We start from the raw sequence: 17,257 nt of genomic DNA on the forward strand, positions 1-17,257 counted from the left end.
CAAAACCTCAATTCTTTTATAATGTCTTTTCTTATTATAAATCATTATATCAAAATTGGTCATATATTATGCTTTAATTCTCTATCGTTAAATTAAGCAACATAATTTCTTGAATATTTTTAGAACTATGTATGATAATATTATCGCTAAGGAGGTTTATAAATGGAGATTACATTTTTTGGGACGAGTGCAGGTTTACCGACAAAGGAACGTCACACTCAATCAATAGCATTAAATTTAGAACCTTACTCAACAGATATTTGGCTTTTTGATGTGGGAGAGGCTACACAACATCAAATATTACATCATTCAATTAAACTAGGTAAAGTGAGTCATATTTTTATAACACATATGCATGGTGACCATATCTATGGTTTACCTGGCGTATTAACGAGTCGATCTTTCCAAGGTGGAGATGATAAACCACTGACTGTTATCGGGCCAATTGGTATTAAATCTTATATTGAAACGACGCTCACTTTAACACATGCTCATCTTACTTATCCTATTCAAATCATAGAGATTAAAGATGAATTAGAACTAGCAATTAATGATTTTAAAGTGAAAGCTTTACCATTAAATCACGGAGTCCCAAGTTACGGTTACCGCATCGTATCTCCAACCACACCAGGTAAGTTGGATGTTGCAAAGTTAAAAGAGATAGGGCTTGAACCCGGACCAAAATATCAACAAGTAAAATCACATGACACATTTGAACACGAGGGCATTATCTATCATTCAAATAAGTTTAAAGGGGAAGATCGAAAAGGGCCAGTATTGTCAATTTTCGGAGATACTAAACCGTGTGAAAATGAACTCATTTTAGCTCAAGATGCTGACGTAATCGTACATGAAGCAACATTTTTAGAAGGGGATAGAACACTCGCTAATAATTATTTTCATAGTCATATTGATGATGTATTAAAACTTCTTGAAAAGGCAAATGTTAAACATGGTTTGCTAACCCATTTAAGCAATCGTTATACACTAGACGATATTAAATCTATTTCTCAAAAGCTACACTCTAATCATAATATAGCATTTCAATTTGTATCAGACTTTGATCACTTTCAATTTTAAACTTTGAATATTTATGATAAAGCTAAAACAGGATTTGTAATTATCATCTATACACGTCTTTAATCATAATGTATAGGATAAAAACAAATCCTGTTAGCTCAATTAAAGTCTTAATATATTTATAGTATACTAGTCGTCATCTTGTGCAGAAAGTTCAATACTTCTATTAACAGCTGCATTCAAGCAATCTTCAAATATGCCTTCAATATCATATTGTGATAATGCATTGAGCCCAGCTTGAGTAGTACCACCTTTTGAAGTAATATTCTTTCTTAATTGTTCCATACTTAAATCAGAACGCTCAATCATTTTACTTGTACCGATGATAAGCTCCTGAATTGATTCTTCAACTTGAGATTTTTCAAGACCTAATTTAGTACCAGCTTGAACATATTTTTCAAAGACGTGATATAAGAATGCTGGACCGCTTCCTGTGATTGCTGTTACTTGATGCAAATGATCCTCTTGTACTTCGATGGCCGAACCAAATGCATTAATCACATTAAGCACTTCATCTTTCGATCTCGGACCAAAATTATTTGAAAAACTTACGCCAGTTACAGAATGCCCAACGTGAGCATTTGTATTTGGCATGATACGTGCAATAGGATTATCCACTGATAATTTTTCACGAATATACGATATTGGCAAACCCGCCATAATCGAGATAAATTTATGATTAGGTTGAACATATTCACGAATTCTATCAGCAATTTTATCAAAGTCATGAGGTTTTGATCCTAAGAAAATATAATCAGCTTGATCAAGTAACTTTTTATCGTCGTAACTGTATTGGACACCTAAATCATCTTGATATGACTTAAGCGCGTCCTCATTAGAACGATTGGTTAAGAATATGTTTTCTGGAGGTAAAACGTTAGAATTTACAATTCCAGTAAAGATTGCGTGAGCCATATTACCAGCACCATAAAAAACAATTTTCATTTATTATCACTTCCTATTTTTTCTTAATTTAAAAATATAGTTAGGCTAGAGAAAGAATCTCCTTATAAAAAGATACGTTCTAGTATTACTTACTTATGTAATACTCATATTACCCTAATTCAAGACAATTATGAACTTCATTTCTATCTTTCTACATATTAGTAATAGCAATTATTATAAATGCTGCTTATATTCTAAATTTTTCACAGTTTTACGTGCCTTTTTAATTACATCCTGATTAATCACTTCATCAAAATGCTTTACATTCTCATTTAATTGATCAACACTACTTACACCAACAATGACAGAACCTAAAGTATCAAATGACTTAAGATAATTAAAAGCAACAGAAGATAAATCTGCATGAATGTTCTGTTGTAATAGTTTCATAGTCTCTTCAAGTTCTTGATGAGAATAATCGAGCACACCTTCTTTAAATTTTTGATCAATCGTAGAATTTGCACTATCTGTTAAAAGTCCTTTAAATAATGGACCTCTTGCTAGCACCTTAACATCTTTATCTTTAATTTCTTGAAGTAAACGTTCAGGTCTATTATCTATTAGATTAAACTGTGACATAATAGTTTCAATTTGACTATGCTCGAGATAATATCGAATCACATTAGGACGAATAGACGAAATTCCATACGCTTTAATGAGGCCTTCTTGTTTTAACTCATCAAATGCACTAATTGTTTCATCTAAAGGATCATCAATAGTCCCACCATGAAGCATATACAAGTCCAATTGATCTAACCCTAAACGTTTTAAAGAGGATTTCACATTCGTTTTAATATATTTTTTCGAAGGATCCCAAAATGTATCACCATTATCTTTTAGATGATTACCAACTTTTGTGCCAATAATAATATCGTCACGTTGCTGATATTTTTTTAATGCTTTACCTACAATTTCTTCATTTATCCCTTTATCATAAATATCAGCAGTATCAAAATAAGTGATACCATGTTCTACAGCAGTATCAATAATTGTTTCAGCATGTTTAAAATCAGTACCTAAACTCATACATCCTAATCCGAGTTCAGAAAGTTCTATTCCACTTTTTAATGTATTCTTTTGCATGTTTAATCTCCTTCCGATACTATTTAATTATATCGTAACATTGTTATAGTTTTTATATAAATGAAAAGGAGCGTTTAATGCATGATACATGAAGAAAAATCTCTGTCTATTGAAACAATTTATTCCGGAAAAATTATTGAAGTAGAACGTCATAAAGTAACACTCCCCAATGAGAAAACTTCGTATAGGGAAGTCGTTAAACATAATGGCGCAGTCGCAATCTGTGCGTTAACGCCTGATCAAAAAGTGATTCTGGTTAAACAGTATCGTAAACCAATGGAAAAAGTATTACTAGAAATACCAGCTGGTAAATTAGAACCTAATGAAAATCCAGAAGATGCAGCGAAACGGGAGCTAGAAGAGGAAACAGGGTATAAGACAGAACATCTTGTCAAAATCGGAGAAGTATATGGCACTCCTGGTTTTTCAAATGAAAAAATAACAATCTATTTTACTGAAGATTTACAAAAAGGGACGTTAAACCTTGATGAAGATGAATTTGTAGAAAGTGTTTACTACAGCATAGATGAAATTAAAAATGCCGTTCACAATAATGAAATTGAGGATGCGAAGACACTGATTGCATTTCAATATGTATTATTAAATTATAATCATTCTAAATAAGAAGAGGATTTTAGTTGCTTTTTTTCTCAATTATTGGTAATTTATTAATCATAAAGTATCTAAATAATAATTATTACAATTAAGTTAGTAGGGAGTGAAGCTTCCGTGGAGGAACGATTAAATCGCGTGAAGCAACAGTTACAACAATCATCATATAAACTCACACCTCAAAGAGAAGCAACTGTTCGAGTCTTGATTGAGAATGAAGCTGACCATTTAAGTGCAGAAGATGTTTATTTAAAAGTAAAAGAGAAAGCGCCTGAAATAGGACTAGCTACAGTTTATCGAACATTAGAATTACTTGCTGAGCTTAAGGTCGTGGACAAAGTAAGCTTCGGTGACGGGGTATCTCGATTTGATCTACGTAAAGAAGGTTCTAAACATTTCCATCATCATTTAGTATGTATGGAATGTGGTCGAGTAGATGAAATTGAAGAAGACTTATTGCCGCAAGTTGAAGAACGCGTCGAAAATGAGTTTAACTTTAAAATATTGGATCATCGCTTAACATTTCACGGCATATGTAAAGATTGCCAAAACAAAAGCTAAGTCGTAATTGCTTTAGCATATCTCATCAAGAAATGAGGGCTTTTATATGCAACAAATACTAGAGGAATATTTAAAATTTATCCAACTCGAAAAAGGGTTATCACAAAATACGATTGCAGCATACCGTAGAGATTTAAATCATTATATCAATTTTTTGGAATTAAAGAAGATTACACACTTAGACTTTGTTGACCGTGATACCATTCAACTTTGGTTTGGTGTCTTACATGATGAGGGACGTTCTTCAAAGTCTATAGCACGTTTTACGTCTACTGTACGAAGTTTCCATCAATTTGCTTTGAGAGAAAAATATGCTAAACACGATCCAACTGTATTAATTGAAACACCTAAATATGATAGAAAATTACCAGATATATTGACTATAGATGAGATTAATCAATTACTAGAAACACCTCAACTTGAGCGGGTTATTGGGTATAGAGACCGCACAATGCTTGAGTTATTATATGCAACTGGTATGCGTGTAAGTGAACTTATTAATATAGAAGTTGAAGATATTAACTTAATGATGGGATTCGTAAAAGTTTTTGGTAAGGGGAAAAAGGAACGTATTGTGCCACTTGGTGAAACAGTTATAGCATTTTTGGATCACTATATTCAAAATGTTAGACCTCAACTCCTTAAAAATACTGTAACGCATACTTTATTGTTAAATACGCATGGCAAACCACTGACAAGACAAGGTGTTTGGAAGTTAATCAAACAACTTGGTCTTAAAGCCGGAATCCATAAAACACTTACACCACATACGTTAAGACATTCTTTTGCGACACATTTATTAGAAAACGGAGCAGATTTACGTGCTGTCCAAGAAATGTTAGGTCATTCTGATATTTCAACTACTCAACTCTATACGCATGTTTCAAGTGCACAAATTAGAAAGATTTATCAACAATATCATCCACGTGCTTAGTATTTCAGTATTAATTAATCATTTGTCGATATTGAATATATACAGAATGACTGTCGTTATAATAATAGAAGTCATTCTGTTTCTGATATTGACTACCCAATCGACAATTTAACACTTTTACTTATTTTGACACTTTTTTACATTCAAAATCCTCTTTTCTTGACGTTTTGCAAGAGCGAGATTCCTTGCTTCAATAACCTCAGTTCTATCTCGATAAAGATGATGATGTTTAATAATATCATTATGAATAATAGTAGTTAAAACTTCGTAATCTGGATAAATTTCTATAATATTTTGTATCATTTGGTCTGTTAACGGTAGGGTAACGGGAACAAATGGTTCATGTTGCTCACTTTTAATTACAAGTTGTTTTAATAAATCAATGTATTTTTGATAATCCAAGCCTAAGTCATATACCTGAGTTTTAGAATAGTGCTTAATTACCATTAAAGCTTTATTAAAGGAGCGAGATGCACCTTTGAAATTATTGCGTCTATAATGATAACATCCTGTAGCGAGTAGAATTAGGCTCACACAGGCATCTTTTTTTGAATAATTCTTCTTATTTTTCCATGCCTCTTCTAAAATGTCATGACATAAAAAATAATGTTGCTGATTATGAAACTGATAATAAAATGTGATTAATTCTCTTTCCAAAACAACCACTCCAATATGTTAAGCATTATGAAAACATGCTATAATACTTTTTGAAATTATGCATCTATCTGATATGGAAATGAGGTTTTTTTATGTATGAGGTTCAACTAGATGCATTTAATGGACCACTGGATTTATTATTGCATCTCATCAATGAGTTTGAGATAGATATTTATGATATACCCATGAAAGAATTGACTCAGCAATATATGCAGTATATCCATGCGATGAAACAATTAGAAATAAATGTAGCAAGTGAATACTTATTAACAGCGTCTGAACTTTTAATGATAAAAAGTAAAATGCTATTACCAGATTATCATCAAGATGAACTAGTAGAAGAAGAGGATCCACGCGAAGAACTTGTAGAGAAATTAATCGAATATCAGAACTATAAAGCATATGCAGTAATGCTTTTAGAAGAACAAAAGGAACGTAATTTACAGTATGCAAAACCACCTTCTGATTTATCTCGTTATGAAAAAAAAGAACAAATTACAGATAATGTGACGATGGATATCACAGATTTAATTATTGCTTATCAAAAACTAAAATCAAGAGTCGCTCTCAAAAAGACACACCCTGTAAAAATCCAAAAAGAGACTTTTACGGTTCAACAATCGACAAAAAAAATTTTTAAGGCGCTCGAAAATAAAAATACGATTACTTTTTTTGAGCTTTTTCAGTTTAATGAACCTATAGAATATGTTGTTACGCACTTTTTAGCTTTGTTAGATATGGCTAAATCAGGACTGGTTCAATTAAGTCAATCTGAGGCATTTCAAAATATAGAAATTAGCAAAGGAGTTAATTATGAATACCCAATTAACTGAAGCGTTAGTCGCGATACTTTATACTGTTGGTGAAGGTGGCATTCATGAATCCGAACTTCTTGAAGTGTTAAATATTGAACAAAAAGAATTAAATAAATTAATCGATTCACTTCACATTCCTGGTCTTGTAATTGAACATTATGGACAATCTTATATGTTAGCAACCCAAAAAGAGACAGCACCATTTATCGAATCGTTAGTTTTGAATCATAATTCAACCAAGCTTTCACAAGCGGCAATGGAAGTACTTGCTATTATTGCTTACAATCAACCAATTACACGGGGAGACATTGAGTTCATACGTGGTGTGAATTCTGATGGACCAGTTAAAACTCTAATTGCTAAAGGCCTCGTATTATCTAAAACTAGTCCAACATCACGTGCTCAACATTTACATACCACCGATTTATTTTTAAATGTCTTTGGCTTATCTCAATTAGATGATTTACCTACGACCGATGAAGACGATGAAGAAATAGAACAATTTTTTAAAAATCTTACGAATCAAAAAGGAGAATAATAATGACAAATGAACTTGAGAGATTACAAAAAAGGATTGCTAAAAGTGGATTAACATCTAGAAGAAAAGCTGAAACTTTAATACAAGAGGGTCGTGTTAAAGTTAATGGCGTAACTGTATCTGAATTAGGGTCCAAAGTGAAACCTTCTGATCAAGTATCAGTTGATGATGTACCTATAGAATTGGAGGATAAACTTTATATCCTTTTTTATAAACCTACACAAGTCATTACTAGTGTCTCTGATGATCGTGGTAGAAAAGTGGTCACTGATTTTTTTGATGACTTAGAAACACGAATTTTCCCAGTTGGACGTTTAGATTATGATACTTCCGGTTTATTATTATTAACGAATGATGGCGAATTTACTAACCTTATGACACATCCTAAATATAAAATCCCTAAAACATATGTTGCAAAAATAGAAGGTTATATATTAAGAGAGCAAATTAAAGAACTTGAAAAAGGGATAAGACTGGAAGATGGATTGACTCAACCTGCAAAAATAAAGCTCAAAAATCAAAATAAGACAAAAAATACGTCATTACTTGAAATTACTATCACAGAAGGACGCAATCGACAAGTCAGACGAATGTTTGAACATTTTGGATTTAAAGTAGAAAAACTTACACGAATCTCATTTGGTCCTCTTGACTTAAAAGGTTTAGGTGCAGGAGAAGGACGTGTGTTATCACCTCATGAAGTCAAAACACTACGTCAACTCGCTCAAAAAGGAAGTCTCACATAATAAAATTATAAATAAATTAGGTGAACGTTGAATTTTTGATTTTATTATCTAGAAGAATAACTATATGTTATAATGTATAATGATAAATAATATGTCACCATCTTTGGGAGGTATGTCATGATGACTAATAGTATTTTAGTCGTAGATGATGAACATCGTATTAGAAAATTACTCAAACTATATCTAGAAAGAGAAGGCTACGAGATTATTGAAGCAAGTAATGGGCGAGATGCTTTAGATCTTGCGCTTAAAAACGACTATGGTTGTATTCTTTTAGACCTAATGTTACCTGAAATCGATGGTATGGATGTTGCACTACGTTTGCGTGAAACAAAGGACACTCCAATCATTATGCTCACTGCTAAAGGTGAAGAAAATAATCGGGTTGAAGGATTTGAGTCAGGTGCAGATGACTATATTGTAAAACCATTTTCTCCTAGAGAAGTCGTCTTACGCGTAAAAGCTTTATTACGTAGAACGCAAGCGGCAATGACAGAAACGAATGAACCGCATGCACGAGATATGATTGAATTCACACATTTAACAATCGATAATGATGCACATAAAGTTTTAGCTGATGGAAAAACTGTTAATCTCACTCCAAAAGAATACGAATTATTAATATTCTTGGCTAAAACACCAAATAAAGTATTTGACCGTGAACAATTGCTCAAAGAAGTTTGGCATTATGAATTTTACGGTGACTTAAGAACTGTAGATACGCACGTTAAACGTTTACGTGAAAAACTTAATCGTGTATCATCTGAAGCTGCTAAGATGATACAGACGGTTTGGGGTGTTGGATATAAATTTGAGGTACCACAATTAGATGAAACGTCTTAATACCGTTGTTGTAAAACTGTGGTTAACTATTATTTTAATAGTAACGACAGTTTTAATTTTATTAAGTGCAGCTTTAATTACATTTATGCAATATTATATTACTCAAACGACAGAACAATCTCTATATGAAAATGCAGAAAATATTACAAAAGTATTAGAACAAAGTAGTAATCGAGATGTTGCTATTAAAAATAGTGAAATACTTTTAGAAAGTCATAAAGGATTAATCATACTACCAGATAAAAAAAAGTCAATTTCTCAAAACACATTAAAATCTAAAATGCTTCAAGAAATAGAGCAACATAAAGCATACCAAAAAGTTTTCAAGCAAGACAAACCAGTTTTAAAACATGTCACAATTGAGTTTGAAAAACAAAAACGCACCTATGTCTTATTAGGCTATCCTTCAAAGGATGTTAATGGTAAGCCTGCTGCAGTTTTCATTTATCAAGATTTGAAAAGTATTGATGAAACGAATAATTACATCGCAATTATTATACTTATTACTGCGATTATATTCTTAGCAATCACTACTATTTTTGCATTTTTCTTATCAACTCGAATTACGAAGCCGCTTCGTCTACTCAAAAATCAAGCTAAAGAAGTGCTACAAGGTCACGATGTTAAACGTGTGCCTATATATACTAAAGACGAGATTGGCGAATTAGCTATGACATTTAATAAAATGAGCCGTAATATACAAAGTCATATTAATGCCTTAACTACATCTAAAAATGTACGAGATACGCTCATCAATTCTATGGTGGAAGGCGTACTTGGTATCAATCACAAGCGAGAAATCATATTATCAAATGAGATGGCCCACAATATGTTAACCAAAATGTCTGATTCAGATCGTACCACATTTGAAACCCAGATTACTCAAACTTTTCATAATCAAAGTACAGAATATCAGGAATATGAAATTAATAAGTCATACTTTGTGGTGATTATGACTTATATAGACAAGATTGAACATAATGGTAGTAGTGGACTAGTTGTAGTGATTCGAGATATGACGAATGAACATCATATGGAGCAAGTTAAAAAAGACTTCATCGCTAATGTTTCTCATGAATTAAGGACACCTATTGCATTATTACAAGGTTATACTGAATCAATTGTTGATGGTATCGTAACCGAACCTGAAGAAATCAATGAATCTCTATTAGTTGTACTTGATGAATCAAAACGTTTGAATCGTTTAGTTAATGAACTATTAAATGTAGCCAAAATGGATGCAGAAGGGATTCATATCAACAAAGAGAATCAGCCAATGACACCACTTATACAGAAAATGGCTGCCAAATATCGAAAACAAGCTCTTGAATATCAACTCTCACTTAATTTTGAAGAAGATCGTTTGATGAATGAATTATGGTCTTATGATTTTGATAAGATTGAACAAGTTCTTACTAATCTAGTTGATAATGCAACACGTTATACACAAAGTGGTGATAGTATTTCGATTACCAGTCGTGAAGAAGGTAACTACTATGTGCTTGAAGTTCAAGATACAGGTGTCGGCATTGCACCTGAGCATTTAGAATCTGTTTTTGAGCGTTTTTACAAGGTAGATGCAGCGAGAAAGCGTGGGAAACAAGGTACCGGTTTAGGTCTTTTTATCTCTCGTATGATTGTTGAAGCACATGGCGGACAATTACAATTAGAAAGTACAGTGAATGTAGGTACTACCTTTATAATTAAATTGCCTAAACCATAAAAAGCACAGAGTGACTCTTAAAGAGCATAAACATTGTCACATTACTAAATGTTTTGTATGATAATGTTGTTTGAAAATCAAAATTCATCTTCGGGGTCGGGTGTAATTCCCAACCGGCAGTAAATTAAGCCTGCGACCCAAAAAAGAACAATTCTTTTTTAGCTGATCTAGTGAGAATCTAGAGCCGACAGTATAGTCTGGAAGGGAGAAGATGGAGGTTTATTTGTGTTGCTTTTAAATCCTCCAATTCTAGCAAGATGAATTAAAGGAGGATATTATGAAACAAAAGCAAACCAAAAAAATGATAGTAGTGGGAATGTTAAGCGCAATTGCTTTTATACTAATGTTTATTAAATTTCCACTCCCTTTTTTACCACCATATTTAACTGTCGATTTTAGTGATGTACCAGCATTAATCGCGACGTTCACATTTGGTCCAGTAGCTGGTCTACTTGTTGAATTTATTAAAAACTTACTAAACTTCTTTTTCAACATGAGTGACCCTGTAGGCCCAGTAGCAAACTTTATCGCTGGTAGTAGTTTAATGATAGTCAGTTATTGGATTTATATAAGAAAGCAAACAACGCGTTCATTAATAATTGGTCTATTGTTTGGTGTTATAGTAATGACAATTGTGTTAAGTATTTTAAATTATTTTGTACTATTACCTTTATATGGGGCAATTATGAATTTATCTGATATCACGCACAATTTGAAAGTTATAATTACTGCTGGAATTATTCCATTTAACATAATTAAAGGAATTTTAGTTTCTATTGTATTTGTTCTTTTATTCAAAAGATTATCAAAAATCATAAAATCATAAGCTGTTATAAAAAGAGACCTGTTAGTGCGTAACATAACAGGTCTTAATTATTATAAATGAGATGTATTGATTCTATTCAATGAATCGATTTAATTTATAAAAACGTACTCAAAAAAATCATATGTTGACTCAATATTCTATTCAAATTTAAGTGCGTCTCCATCGAATGATTCTTCTTCAACTTTAATTGAATCAGTAGGGCAACCTTCAAACGCATCTTCCAAATCTTCATATAATTCTTCAGGTACGGGCGTAGTACCTTGGTTGTCATCAAGAATCACATATGCGATACCTTCATCGTCATAATCATAAATATCAGGTGCTGCTGCGCCACAAGCACCACATGCGATACAAGTATCCATATCAACGATTGTATATTTAGCCATATTATTTCGCCTCCCTTTTCAAAGTGCCATACTAACATTATAATTTCATTGTAGTTATGTATACATACTTTTTCAATATATTCGTCTAAAAGAATGGAGTTTGTCATGAATTATTTAATCAAATATGTATATCATCAGGCCTCTAAATTTAAAACTGAAAAAAGCATATATAATATTATCACAGGTAAAAAATCTCATCAAACTTTTTTTGATGCTGTTTCACTTAATGTCTTATCTTTATTTGGTATTCTACCAGATTTAACTTTTGATACATTTAAAACACTCATATATTCTAAAGATAATGATACACCAAACGTTCATCAAGGTATCCCAACCTCAAACCAAATAACATTTCGTGAACTACAGTTTACTTTTATTGCATTACAATTAGTAATTCAGACTTTATCAAATCAATATCATAATCATCTTAGTTTTATGCCATTGACGTCAAATACTGCTATTCATAAAAAGGTTAAAGTACTTTATCACAACATTCAATCTCAAGATGCCTTTCAAAATGTTGAGGATGAAATTTATGACTTATTCGAACAACTGAATCATAAAAACGAAACGAGTATACTACATTATTTTTTATCTGGTTATCAAGAAACAATGTATACCTTCAAACAAGTATCTCTTATTCACAATTTGAGTGAAGACGATATGATGTTATTATATTATATTGATTTACTAAATCTTTATGAATTACTTCAGAATACTAATCGATATCCAAATTTAAACCAATGTCTTTTTCAACCCATTGTATCAAAACCAGTATGGCAAACATATCATTATTTAACAAATGGTTATCATCTCAATGAAATCGCAAATATTTTGAATGTAACAATGAGTACTATAGAAGATCATATTCTTGATCTTTTCATAAAAGGTTATTTAAATAATTATTCATTTTTTTTAAGAAGTTCTCTTGAACAATTTGTGCATTATTATCGAAAACATCCTAATCTAAAGTTAAAACATTATAAATCTTTATTTAATGAGATGAGTTATTTTGAAATCAAGCTTTCAATAGTAGGGTTATCGAGAGGTGATATTAATGCTAATTAATGCATTGAAACAATACTTTGGATTTGAAACCTTCAAACCAGGACAAAAAGAAATCATTGAGAAAGTGCTTCAGAAACAAAATACTTTAGGAATATTACCAACTGGTAGTGGGAAGAGTTTATGCTACCAATTACCAACATATATTAATCAAAAACCGACGCTTATCATATCACCTTTGATTTCCTTAATGGACGACCAAGTGATGCAAATGCGGATGAATGGCGAACATCGTGTTGTTGCAATACACTCTGGAATGGATGATATTGAAAGAATCAATGCCTATCGCCAAATACACTTAGCACGATTTATTTTTGTAAGTCCAGAATTCATTTTATTGCCACAAAACTTTAAAAGAATTAAATCCATTGATTTTGGATTAATTGTATTAGACGAAGCACACTGTTTATCAGAGTGGGGATTTGACTTTAGACCACACTACGTCCGAATTGGTGAGATAACAAATTATTTTAGCCGAACACCTATATTAGCTTTAACTGCTACAGCATCAATCAATTTAAAAAACGATATCGAAAGTGTAGTACGACAATCTTTTGAATCTATTCAATTCTCAATGGATCGTCCGAATATCTCATTATCTGTTATTCACACTTTAGATTATAACGATAAAGTAGAGCGATTGCTGTCTATAATTGAAAATTCTGGTCCCACTATAGTCTATGTGTCATCAAAAAAAGTATGTTTAGATTTAGCTGAAAAGATATACAGTGCTGGATTTTTAACCGGTATTTATCATGCAGATTTAACATACCAAGAAAGATTTACAGTGCAACAACAATTTTCTTCAAATGAAATTCCAGTTGTTGTAGCGACGAGTGCTTTTGGTATGGGTATTAATAAACCTGATGTTCGAACAGTGATTCATTTTCATCTTCCTCCTAGTCCCTCAAGCTACATTCAAGAAATCGGACGTGCAGGAAGAGATCAAGAAAAAAGTCAAGCAATTACATTATTTCAAGATGATGATTCATATCTAATGGAAACTTTGGCAATAGGAAGTATGATTACATCACAAGATATCAAATTATATAAAGAAGGCATATTACTTGATGATGATAAACGTACTAACATTGAACAACTTAATCATGCCTTTAGTTTGGATCAGCTCGAAACGATTTTTGAAAATCAATACAAAAGAAAAACAGAAGCATACTACCATATGATTAAATTTGCGACGACAAAGCATTGTAGAAGAACATTATTACTGAGTTATTTTAATATGCCAAAGAAAACTTTTACTCAATGTTGCGATTGTTGTGAAGAAATTAAGCCACTTCGCATTAAAAATGCTAAAAAAGTAAAACGAAAAATGAATTATCATGAAAAACTCTCAAGTTTATTTAGATAACATATGTATTCGCTTTACACTGCCTTTTTAAACAAGCTATAATTGAATATATCAATATATCAGAGCATAAGGGACTTTTAATGCGCTTTTAAAATGAAGTCAAAGTTATATTTTTATTTTACTAAGCCTATAAAGTAAACTTAGATAATCAATATTAAAACCGTATATGTCCCATATCTGTTATTATTCTAAAAATACATAGGAAGGATGAGTTTATTTGTCAAAAGACAATTTTAAGGACGAATTTGAAAGAAATCGTCAAGAAATTAAACCAAATCACACATCAAATTCAGATGAAAGTGAAATTTTTGAACAAGACAATGATTTTTCTAATGATCAGCAAGAATTCCCGCCACGAAATGCATCCAGAAGGCATCGAAAACGTGCTCAAATTGATAATTCAAAAGACGGTGCAAATGCTCAAAACCCATCAAACACAGGGAAGCGTCCTGGTGTTGCTGGAGGCGTAATTAATAAAAAGAATAAAACGACTCATCACGATAAAGATATACAAAGTAACAATAATGAAAAAAATGATTTAAAAAATAAAACCGTCAATGAAAAGAATAAAGCTCAAAATGATAATAAAATAAATCAATCAACTCAAAAACAAGATAAAGTTCAACACTCAAAATCATCTAAAAAAGATAAAATTGCTGGAGATGTTGGAGCTGCTGCAACAGGAGCTGCCGCTTCTAAACTGAACCATAAAACAGACAAAAAACATTCAGATTTAGATCACCATGGTAAGACTAAGGATCAAAACAATGAAGATCACACATTAAACAATCATGATAAAGATAAAAATGGCAATAAAAAGAAAGCTATTGCTGGTGCATCAGGTGCTGCAGCCTCTGGTGTAGCAGGGGCTAAAGCTTCAAAAGCTAACGCTCAAACAACTCATGAACATACTCATTCGACACACAATAATGAAACCAATGAGTTTAATGAACAAAAACATTCATCCACTGAAAAAGAAAGACCAAGAGAGAGTGTTGCTAATGGATCTAACGGTGGATTCTTCAGACGTATCCTCCCTATTTTAGCAGCAATATTATTATTAGGTGCTCTAGCGATTTTTGGTGGCATTTATCTCTTTAATCAAAATAATGGTGATCATAACAATAACAATCAACAAGTAGCTCAAAATACTGATAAACAAGAAGATAATAAAGCAGATAAAGAAAAATCAGATAAAGAAGCTAAAAAAGAGAACGACTCTAATAAAAATGCAAAAAAAGATAGGGACACAGATTCTAAGTCAGATAAACAAAAAGCAACAACTAATGAAAAAGAAAACAATAAAAACAATTCAAATGCTGCAAATACTAACGAATCAGCAAATCAACAAGAACAAGGTAATGCAGTAGCAAATAATCAACAATATGACAATAGTTATGATCAACAGGCTACAGATCAATATCAAAATGATTATAATCAACAAGCTAATCAAGGTAATACTTTAAATCAAGACCAATATCAACAAAATAATCAACTTCCAGCTCAAAACACTCAACAAAATCAAAACACGGGTAATCAAACACATACAGTTAGCGGTAAAGAAAATCTTTATCGTATAGCAATTCAGTATTATGGTAGTGGTACTCCTGAAAATGTTGATAAAATTAGAAAAGCCAATGGTATTAATGGTAATACGATTAGTAACGGCCAACAATTAATCATACCTTAAATAAAAGACGGTTACTTCAATTTGATATAAGGATAGGGTTTCTATCTTTGTTAATAATAGAAGTAATCGTCTTTTTCGTATTCAAATCATTATGTTTGTTTAATCTATTAACCATAAATTAAAACATATGTAATAGTGGACTAAAATACGGAATTTAAGCTATCTTTAATCATACAAAAAAAATTGTTATAATATTCATTGGTAAAGACAAGGTTGTCTGAAGATATACAGTGCTAGTATGAGAATTAGGAGGCAAGCTGTTAACTAATGTAGCACAAAGGTGAATGAAACGTTAGTTATTTAGAGTTACAAGTTTGTAAGTGAATTTCTAATCTACGTTCTATCACTTTAATTTAGTAATAGCATTTAAAAAATGAAAAAAATTGAAAGTATAATCATCGGTGCTGGACCATGTGGCTTAAGTGCTGCGATTGAACAAAAGCGTAAAGGCATTGAAACACTTATTATTGAAAAAGGAAACGTTGTCAACGCAATTTATAATTATCCAACACATCAAACTTTCTTCTCTTCAAGTGATAAATTGGGTATTGGAGATGTCCCATTCATTGTAGAAGAATTAAAGCCAAAGCGAAATCAAGCGCTAGTTTATTATAGAGAAGTGGTAAAATATCATCAATTAAAAATCAACGCTTTTGAAGAGGTATTAAATGTAACTAAAATCGATAATCATTTTACAATTACAACTACTAAAGATGTTTACCAATGTCGATATCTTACTGTTGCTACAGGCTATTATGGTCAACATAATCAACTTGACGTTAAAGGGGCAACATCTAATAAAGTTATGCATTATTTTAAAGAAGCACATCCGTACTTCGATCAAGATATTGTAATAATTGGAGGTAAGAATTCAGCTGTTGATGCTGCAATTGAGCTTGAAAAAGCTGGTGCTAGAGTAACAGTTATCTATCGTGGGGAAGATTACTCTCCGTCTATTAAACCTTGGATTCTACCTAATTTTGACTCACTTATTAGACGTGGGAATATCAATATGCATTTCAATAGTAACGTTACGCAAATTAACGAAGATAGCGTAACATTTGAAACTAATGGTGTCGAAAAAACGATTAAAAATGATTATGTTTTTGCGATGATTGGATATCATCCAGATTATGACTTTTTGCAAACAATTGGTATCGATATTCATACAAATGAATACGGCACAGCCCCTATATATAATAAAGATACTTATGAAACAAATATCGAAAATTGTTATATAGCAGGAGTCATTGCTGCAGGGAACGATGCAAATACTATATTCATAGAAAATGGGAAATTTCACGGTATACACATCGCTCAAGATATTATTGCTAAAAAACAAGGTCCTCTAGAATCTTAAAGTTCATTATATAAAAAAGCAATG

General features: G+C 31.7%; 18 protein-coding genes and 1 riboswitch. Of the genes, 14 read left to right on the plus strand and 4 right to left on the minus strand.

What is annotated here, in order from left to right; genetic code table 11:
* The first annotated feature begins 162 nt into the window (after nt 1–162).
* Nucleotides 163–1,080 (plus strand): ribonuclease Z, encoded by a 918-nt coding sequence (rnz, locus tag HHH54_RS06885; RefSeq protein ID WP_198618110.1) that lies wholly within the window; start codon nt 163–165, stop codon nt 1,078–1,080.
* Nucleotides 1,081–1,209: 129 nt separating this feature from the next.
* Here the strand turns inward: rnz and proC are convergent, their stop codons facing one another.
* Together proC and HHH54_RS06895 are read right to left on the minus strand one after the other, a co-directional pair.
* The gene (gene proC, locus HHH54_RS06890; RefSeq protein ID WP_198618111.1) at nt 1,210–2,025 is read right to left on the minus strand and encodes a pyrroline-5-carboxylate reductase; all 816 of its coding nucleotides are present in this window, start codon (nt 2,023–2,025) and stop codon (nt 1,210–1,212) included.
* Between the two features lie 174 nt (nt 2,026–2,199).
* Nucleotides 2,200–3,108, minus strand: coding sequence for an aldo/keto reductase (locus tag HHH54_RS06895; protein WP_198618112.1), 909 nt, complete (start codon nt 3,106–3,108; stop codon nt 2,200–2,202).
* Nucleotides 3,109–3,189: 81 nt separating this feature from the next.
* Between HHH54_RS06895 and HHH54_RS06900 the strand changes: the two genes are divergently transcribed.
* The 3 genes from HHH54_RS06900 to xerD all read left to right on the plus strand — a co-directional run bounded on the left by HHH54_RS06900 (nt 3,190) and on the right by xerD (nt 5,215).
* The gene (locus tag HHH54_RS06900) at nt 3,190–3,732 is read left to right on the plus strand and encodes an NUDIX hydrolase (RefSeq protein ID WP_198618113.1); all 543 of its coding nucleotides are present in this window, start codon (nt 3,190–3,192) and stop codon (nt 3,730–3,732) included.
* A 105-nt stretch (nt 3,733–3,837) separates the two neighbouring features.
* Nucleotides 3,838–4,281: a ferric iron uptake transcriptional regulator gene (fur, locus tag HHH54_RS06905; protein ID WP_198618114.1), complete on the plus strand. Its 444-nt coding sequence runs from the start codon at nt 3,838–3,840 to the stop codon at nt 4,279–4,281.
* Between the two features lie 46 nt (nt 4,282–4,327).
* Nucleotides 4,328–5,215, plus strand: a complete 888-nt coding sequence (gene xerD / locus HHH54_RS06910; RefSeq protein ID WP_198618115.1) for a site-specific tyrosine recombinase XerD — start codon at nt 4,328–4,330, stop codon at nt 5,213–5,215.
* Between the two features lie 117 nt (nt 5,216–5,332).
* Here xerD and HHH54_RS06915 read toward each other — a convergent pair whose 3' ends face one another.
* Nucleotides 5,333–5,872 (minus strand): DUF309 domain-containing protein, encoded by a 540-nt coding sequence (locus HHH54_RS06915; RefSeq protein WP_198618116.1) that lies wholly within the window; start codon nt 5,870–5,872, stop codon nt 5,333–5,335.
* A 92-nt stretch (nt 5,873–5,964) separates the two neighbouring features.
* On the opposite strand from HHH54_RS06915, the gene HHH54_RS06920 reads away from it, so the two are divergent.
* The 6 genes from HHH54_RS06920 (at nt 5,965) to HHH54_RS06945 (ending at nt 11,363) form a co-directional block, all read left to right on the plus strand.
* Nucleotides 5,965–6,705 (plus strand): segregation and condensation protein A, encoded by a 741-nt coding sequence (locus HHH54_RS06920; protein WP_198618117.1) that lies wholly within the window; start codon nt 5,965–5,967, stop codon nt 6,703–6,705.
* Nucleotides 6,686–7,225 carry an SMC-Scp complex subunit ScpB gene (gene scpB, locus HHH54_RS06925; protein WP_198618118.1) on the plus strand — a complete coding sequence of 180 codons (540 nt, stop codon included), beginning with the start codon at nt 6,686–6,688 and terminating at the stop codon, nt 7,223–7,225. Before HHH54_RS06920 ends, scpB begins: the two co-directional genes overlap by 20 nt.
* A gap of 2 nt (nt 7,226–7,227) precedes the next feature.
* Nucleotides 7,228–7,971, plus strand: a complete 744-nt coding sequence (locus tag HHH54_RS06930) for a pseudouridine synthase (protein WP_198618119.1) — start codon at nt 7,228–7,230, stop codon at nt 7,969–7,971.
* Between the two features lie 120 nt (nt 7,972–8,091).
* On the plus strand, nt 8,092–8,814 hold the full coding sequence (locus HHH54_RS06935; protein ID WP_198618157.1) for a response regulator: 723 nt from the start codon (nt 8,092–8,094) through the stop codon (nt 8,812–8,814).
* Complete coding sequence (locus HHH54_RS06940) at nt 8,801–10,537, plus strand: ATP-binding protein (RefSeq protein WP_198618120.1); 1,737 nt, start codon at nt 8,801–8,803, stop codon at nt 10,535–10,537. Before HHH54_RS06935 ends, HHH54_RS06940 begins: the two co-directional genes overlap by 14 nt.
* Before the next feature lie 82 nt (nt 10,538–10,619).
* A riboswitch (FMN riboswitch) is annotated at nt 10,620–10,754 on the plus strand.
* Between the two features lie 60 nt (nt 10,755–10,814).
* Nucleotides 10,815–11,363 carry an ECF transporter S component gene (locus HHH54_RS06945; RefSeq protein WP_198618121.1) on the plus strand — a complete coding sequence of 183 codons (549 nt, stop codon included), beginning with the start codon at nt 10,815–10,817 and terminating at the stop codon, nt 11,361–11,363.
* Nucleotides 11,364–11,500: 137 nt separating this feature from the next.
* Here HHH54_RS06945 and HHH54_RS06950 read toward each other — a convergent pair whose 3' ends face one another.
* On the minus strand, nt 11,501–11,749 hold the full coding sequence (locus tag HHH54_RS06950; protein ID WP_014613875.1) for a ferredoxin: 249 nt from the start codon (nt 11,747–11,749) through the stop codon (nt 11,501–11,503).
* Nucleotides 11,750–11,854: 105 nt separating this feature from the next.
* Between HHH54_RS06950 and HHH54_RS06955 the strand changes: the two genes are divergently transcribed.
* The 4 genes from HHH54_RS06955 (at nt 11,855) to ypdA (ending at nt 17,233) form a co-directional block, all read left to right on the plus strand.
* Complete coding sequence (locus HHH54_RS06955; protein ID WP_198618122.1) at nt 11,855–12,817, plus strand: helix-turn-helix domain-containing protein; 963 nt, start codon at nt 11,855–11,857, stop codon at nt 12,815–12,817.
* Nucleotides 12,807–14,183: a RecQ family ATP-dependent DNA helicase gene (locus HHH54_RS06960; RefSeq protein ID WP_198618123.1), complete on the plus strand. Its 1,377-nt coding sequence runs from the start codon at nt 12,807–12,809 to the stop codon at nt 14,181–14,183. Before HHH54_RS06955 ends, HHH54_RS06960 begins: the two co-directional genes overlap by 11 nt.
* A 217-nt stretch (nt 14,184–14,400) precedes the next feature.
* Nucleotides 14,401–15,873, plus strand: coding sequence for a LysM peptidoglycan-binding domain-containing protein (locus HHH54_RS06965; protein ID WP_198618124.1), 1,473 nt, complete (start codon nt 14,401–14,403; stop codon nt 15,871–15,873).
* Between the two features lie 373 nt (nt 15,874–16,246).
* Nucleotides 16,247–17,233, plus strand: coding sequence for a bacillithiol disulfide reductase YpdA (ypdA, locus tag HHH54_RS06970; protein ID WP_198618125.1), 987 nt, complete (start codon nt 16,247–16,249; stop codon nt 17,231–17,233).
* Nucleotides 17,234–17,257: the final 24 nt, after the last annotated feature.

This window comes from Staphylococcus canis (assembly GCF_016238445.1).
Lineage (GTDB): Bacteria > Bacillota > Bacilli > Staphylococcales > Staphylococcaceae > Staphylococcus > Staphylococcus canis.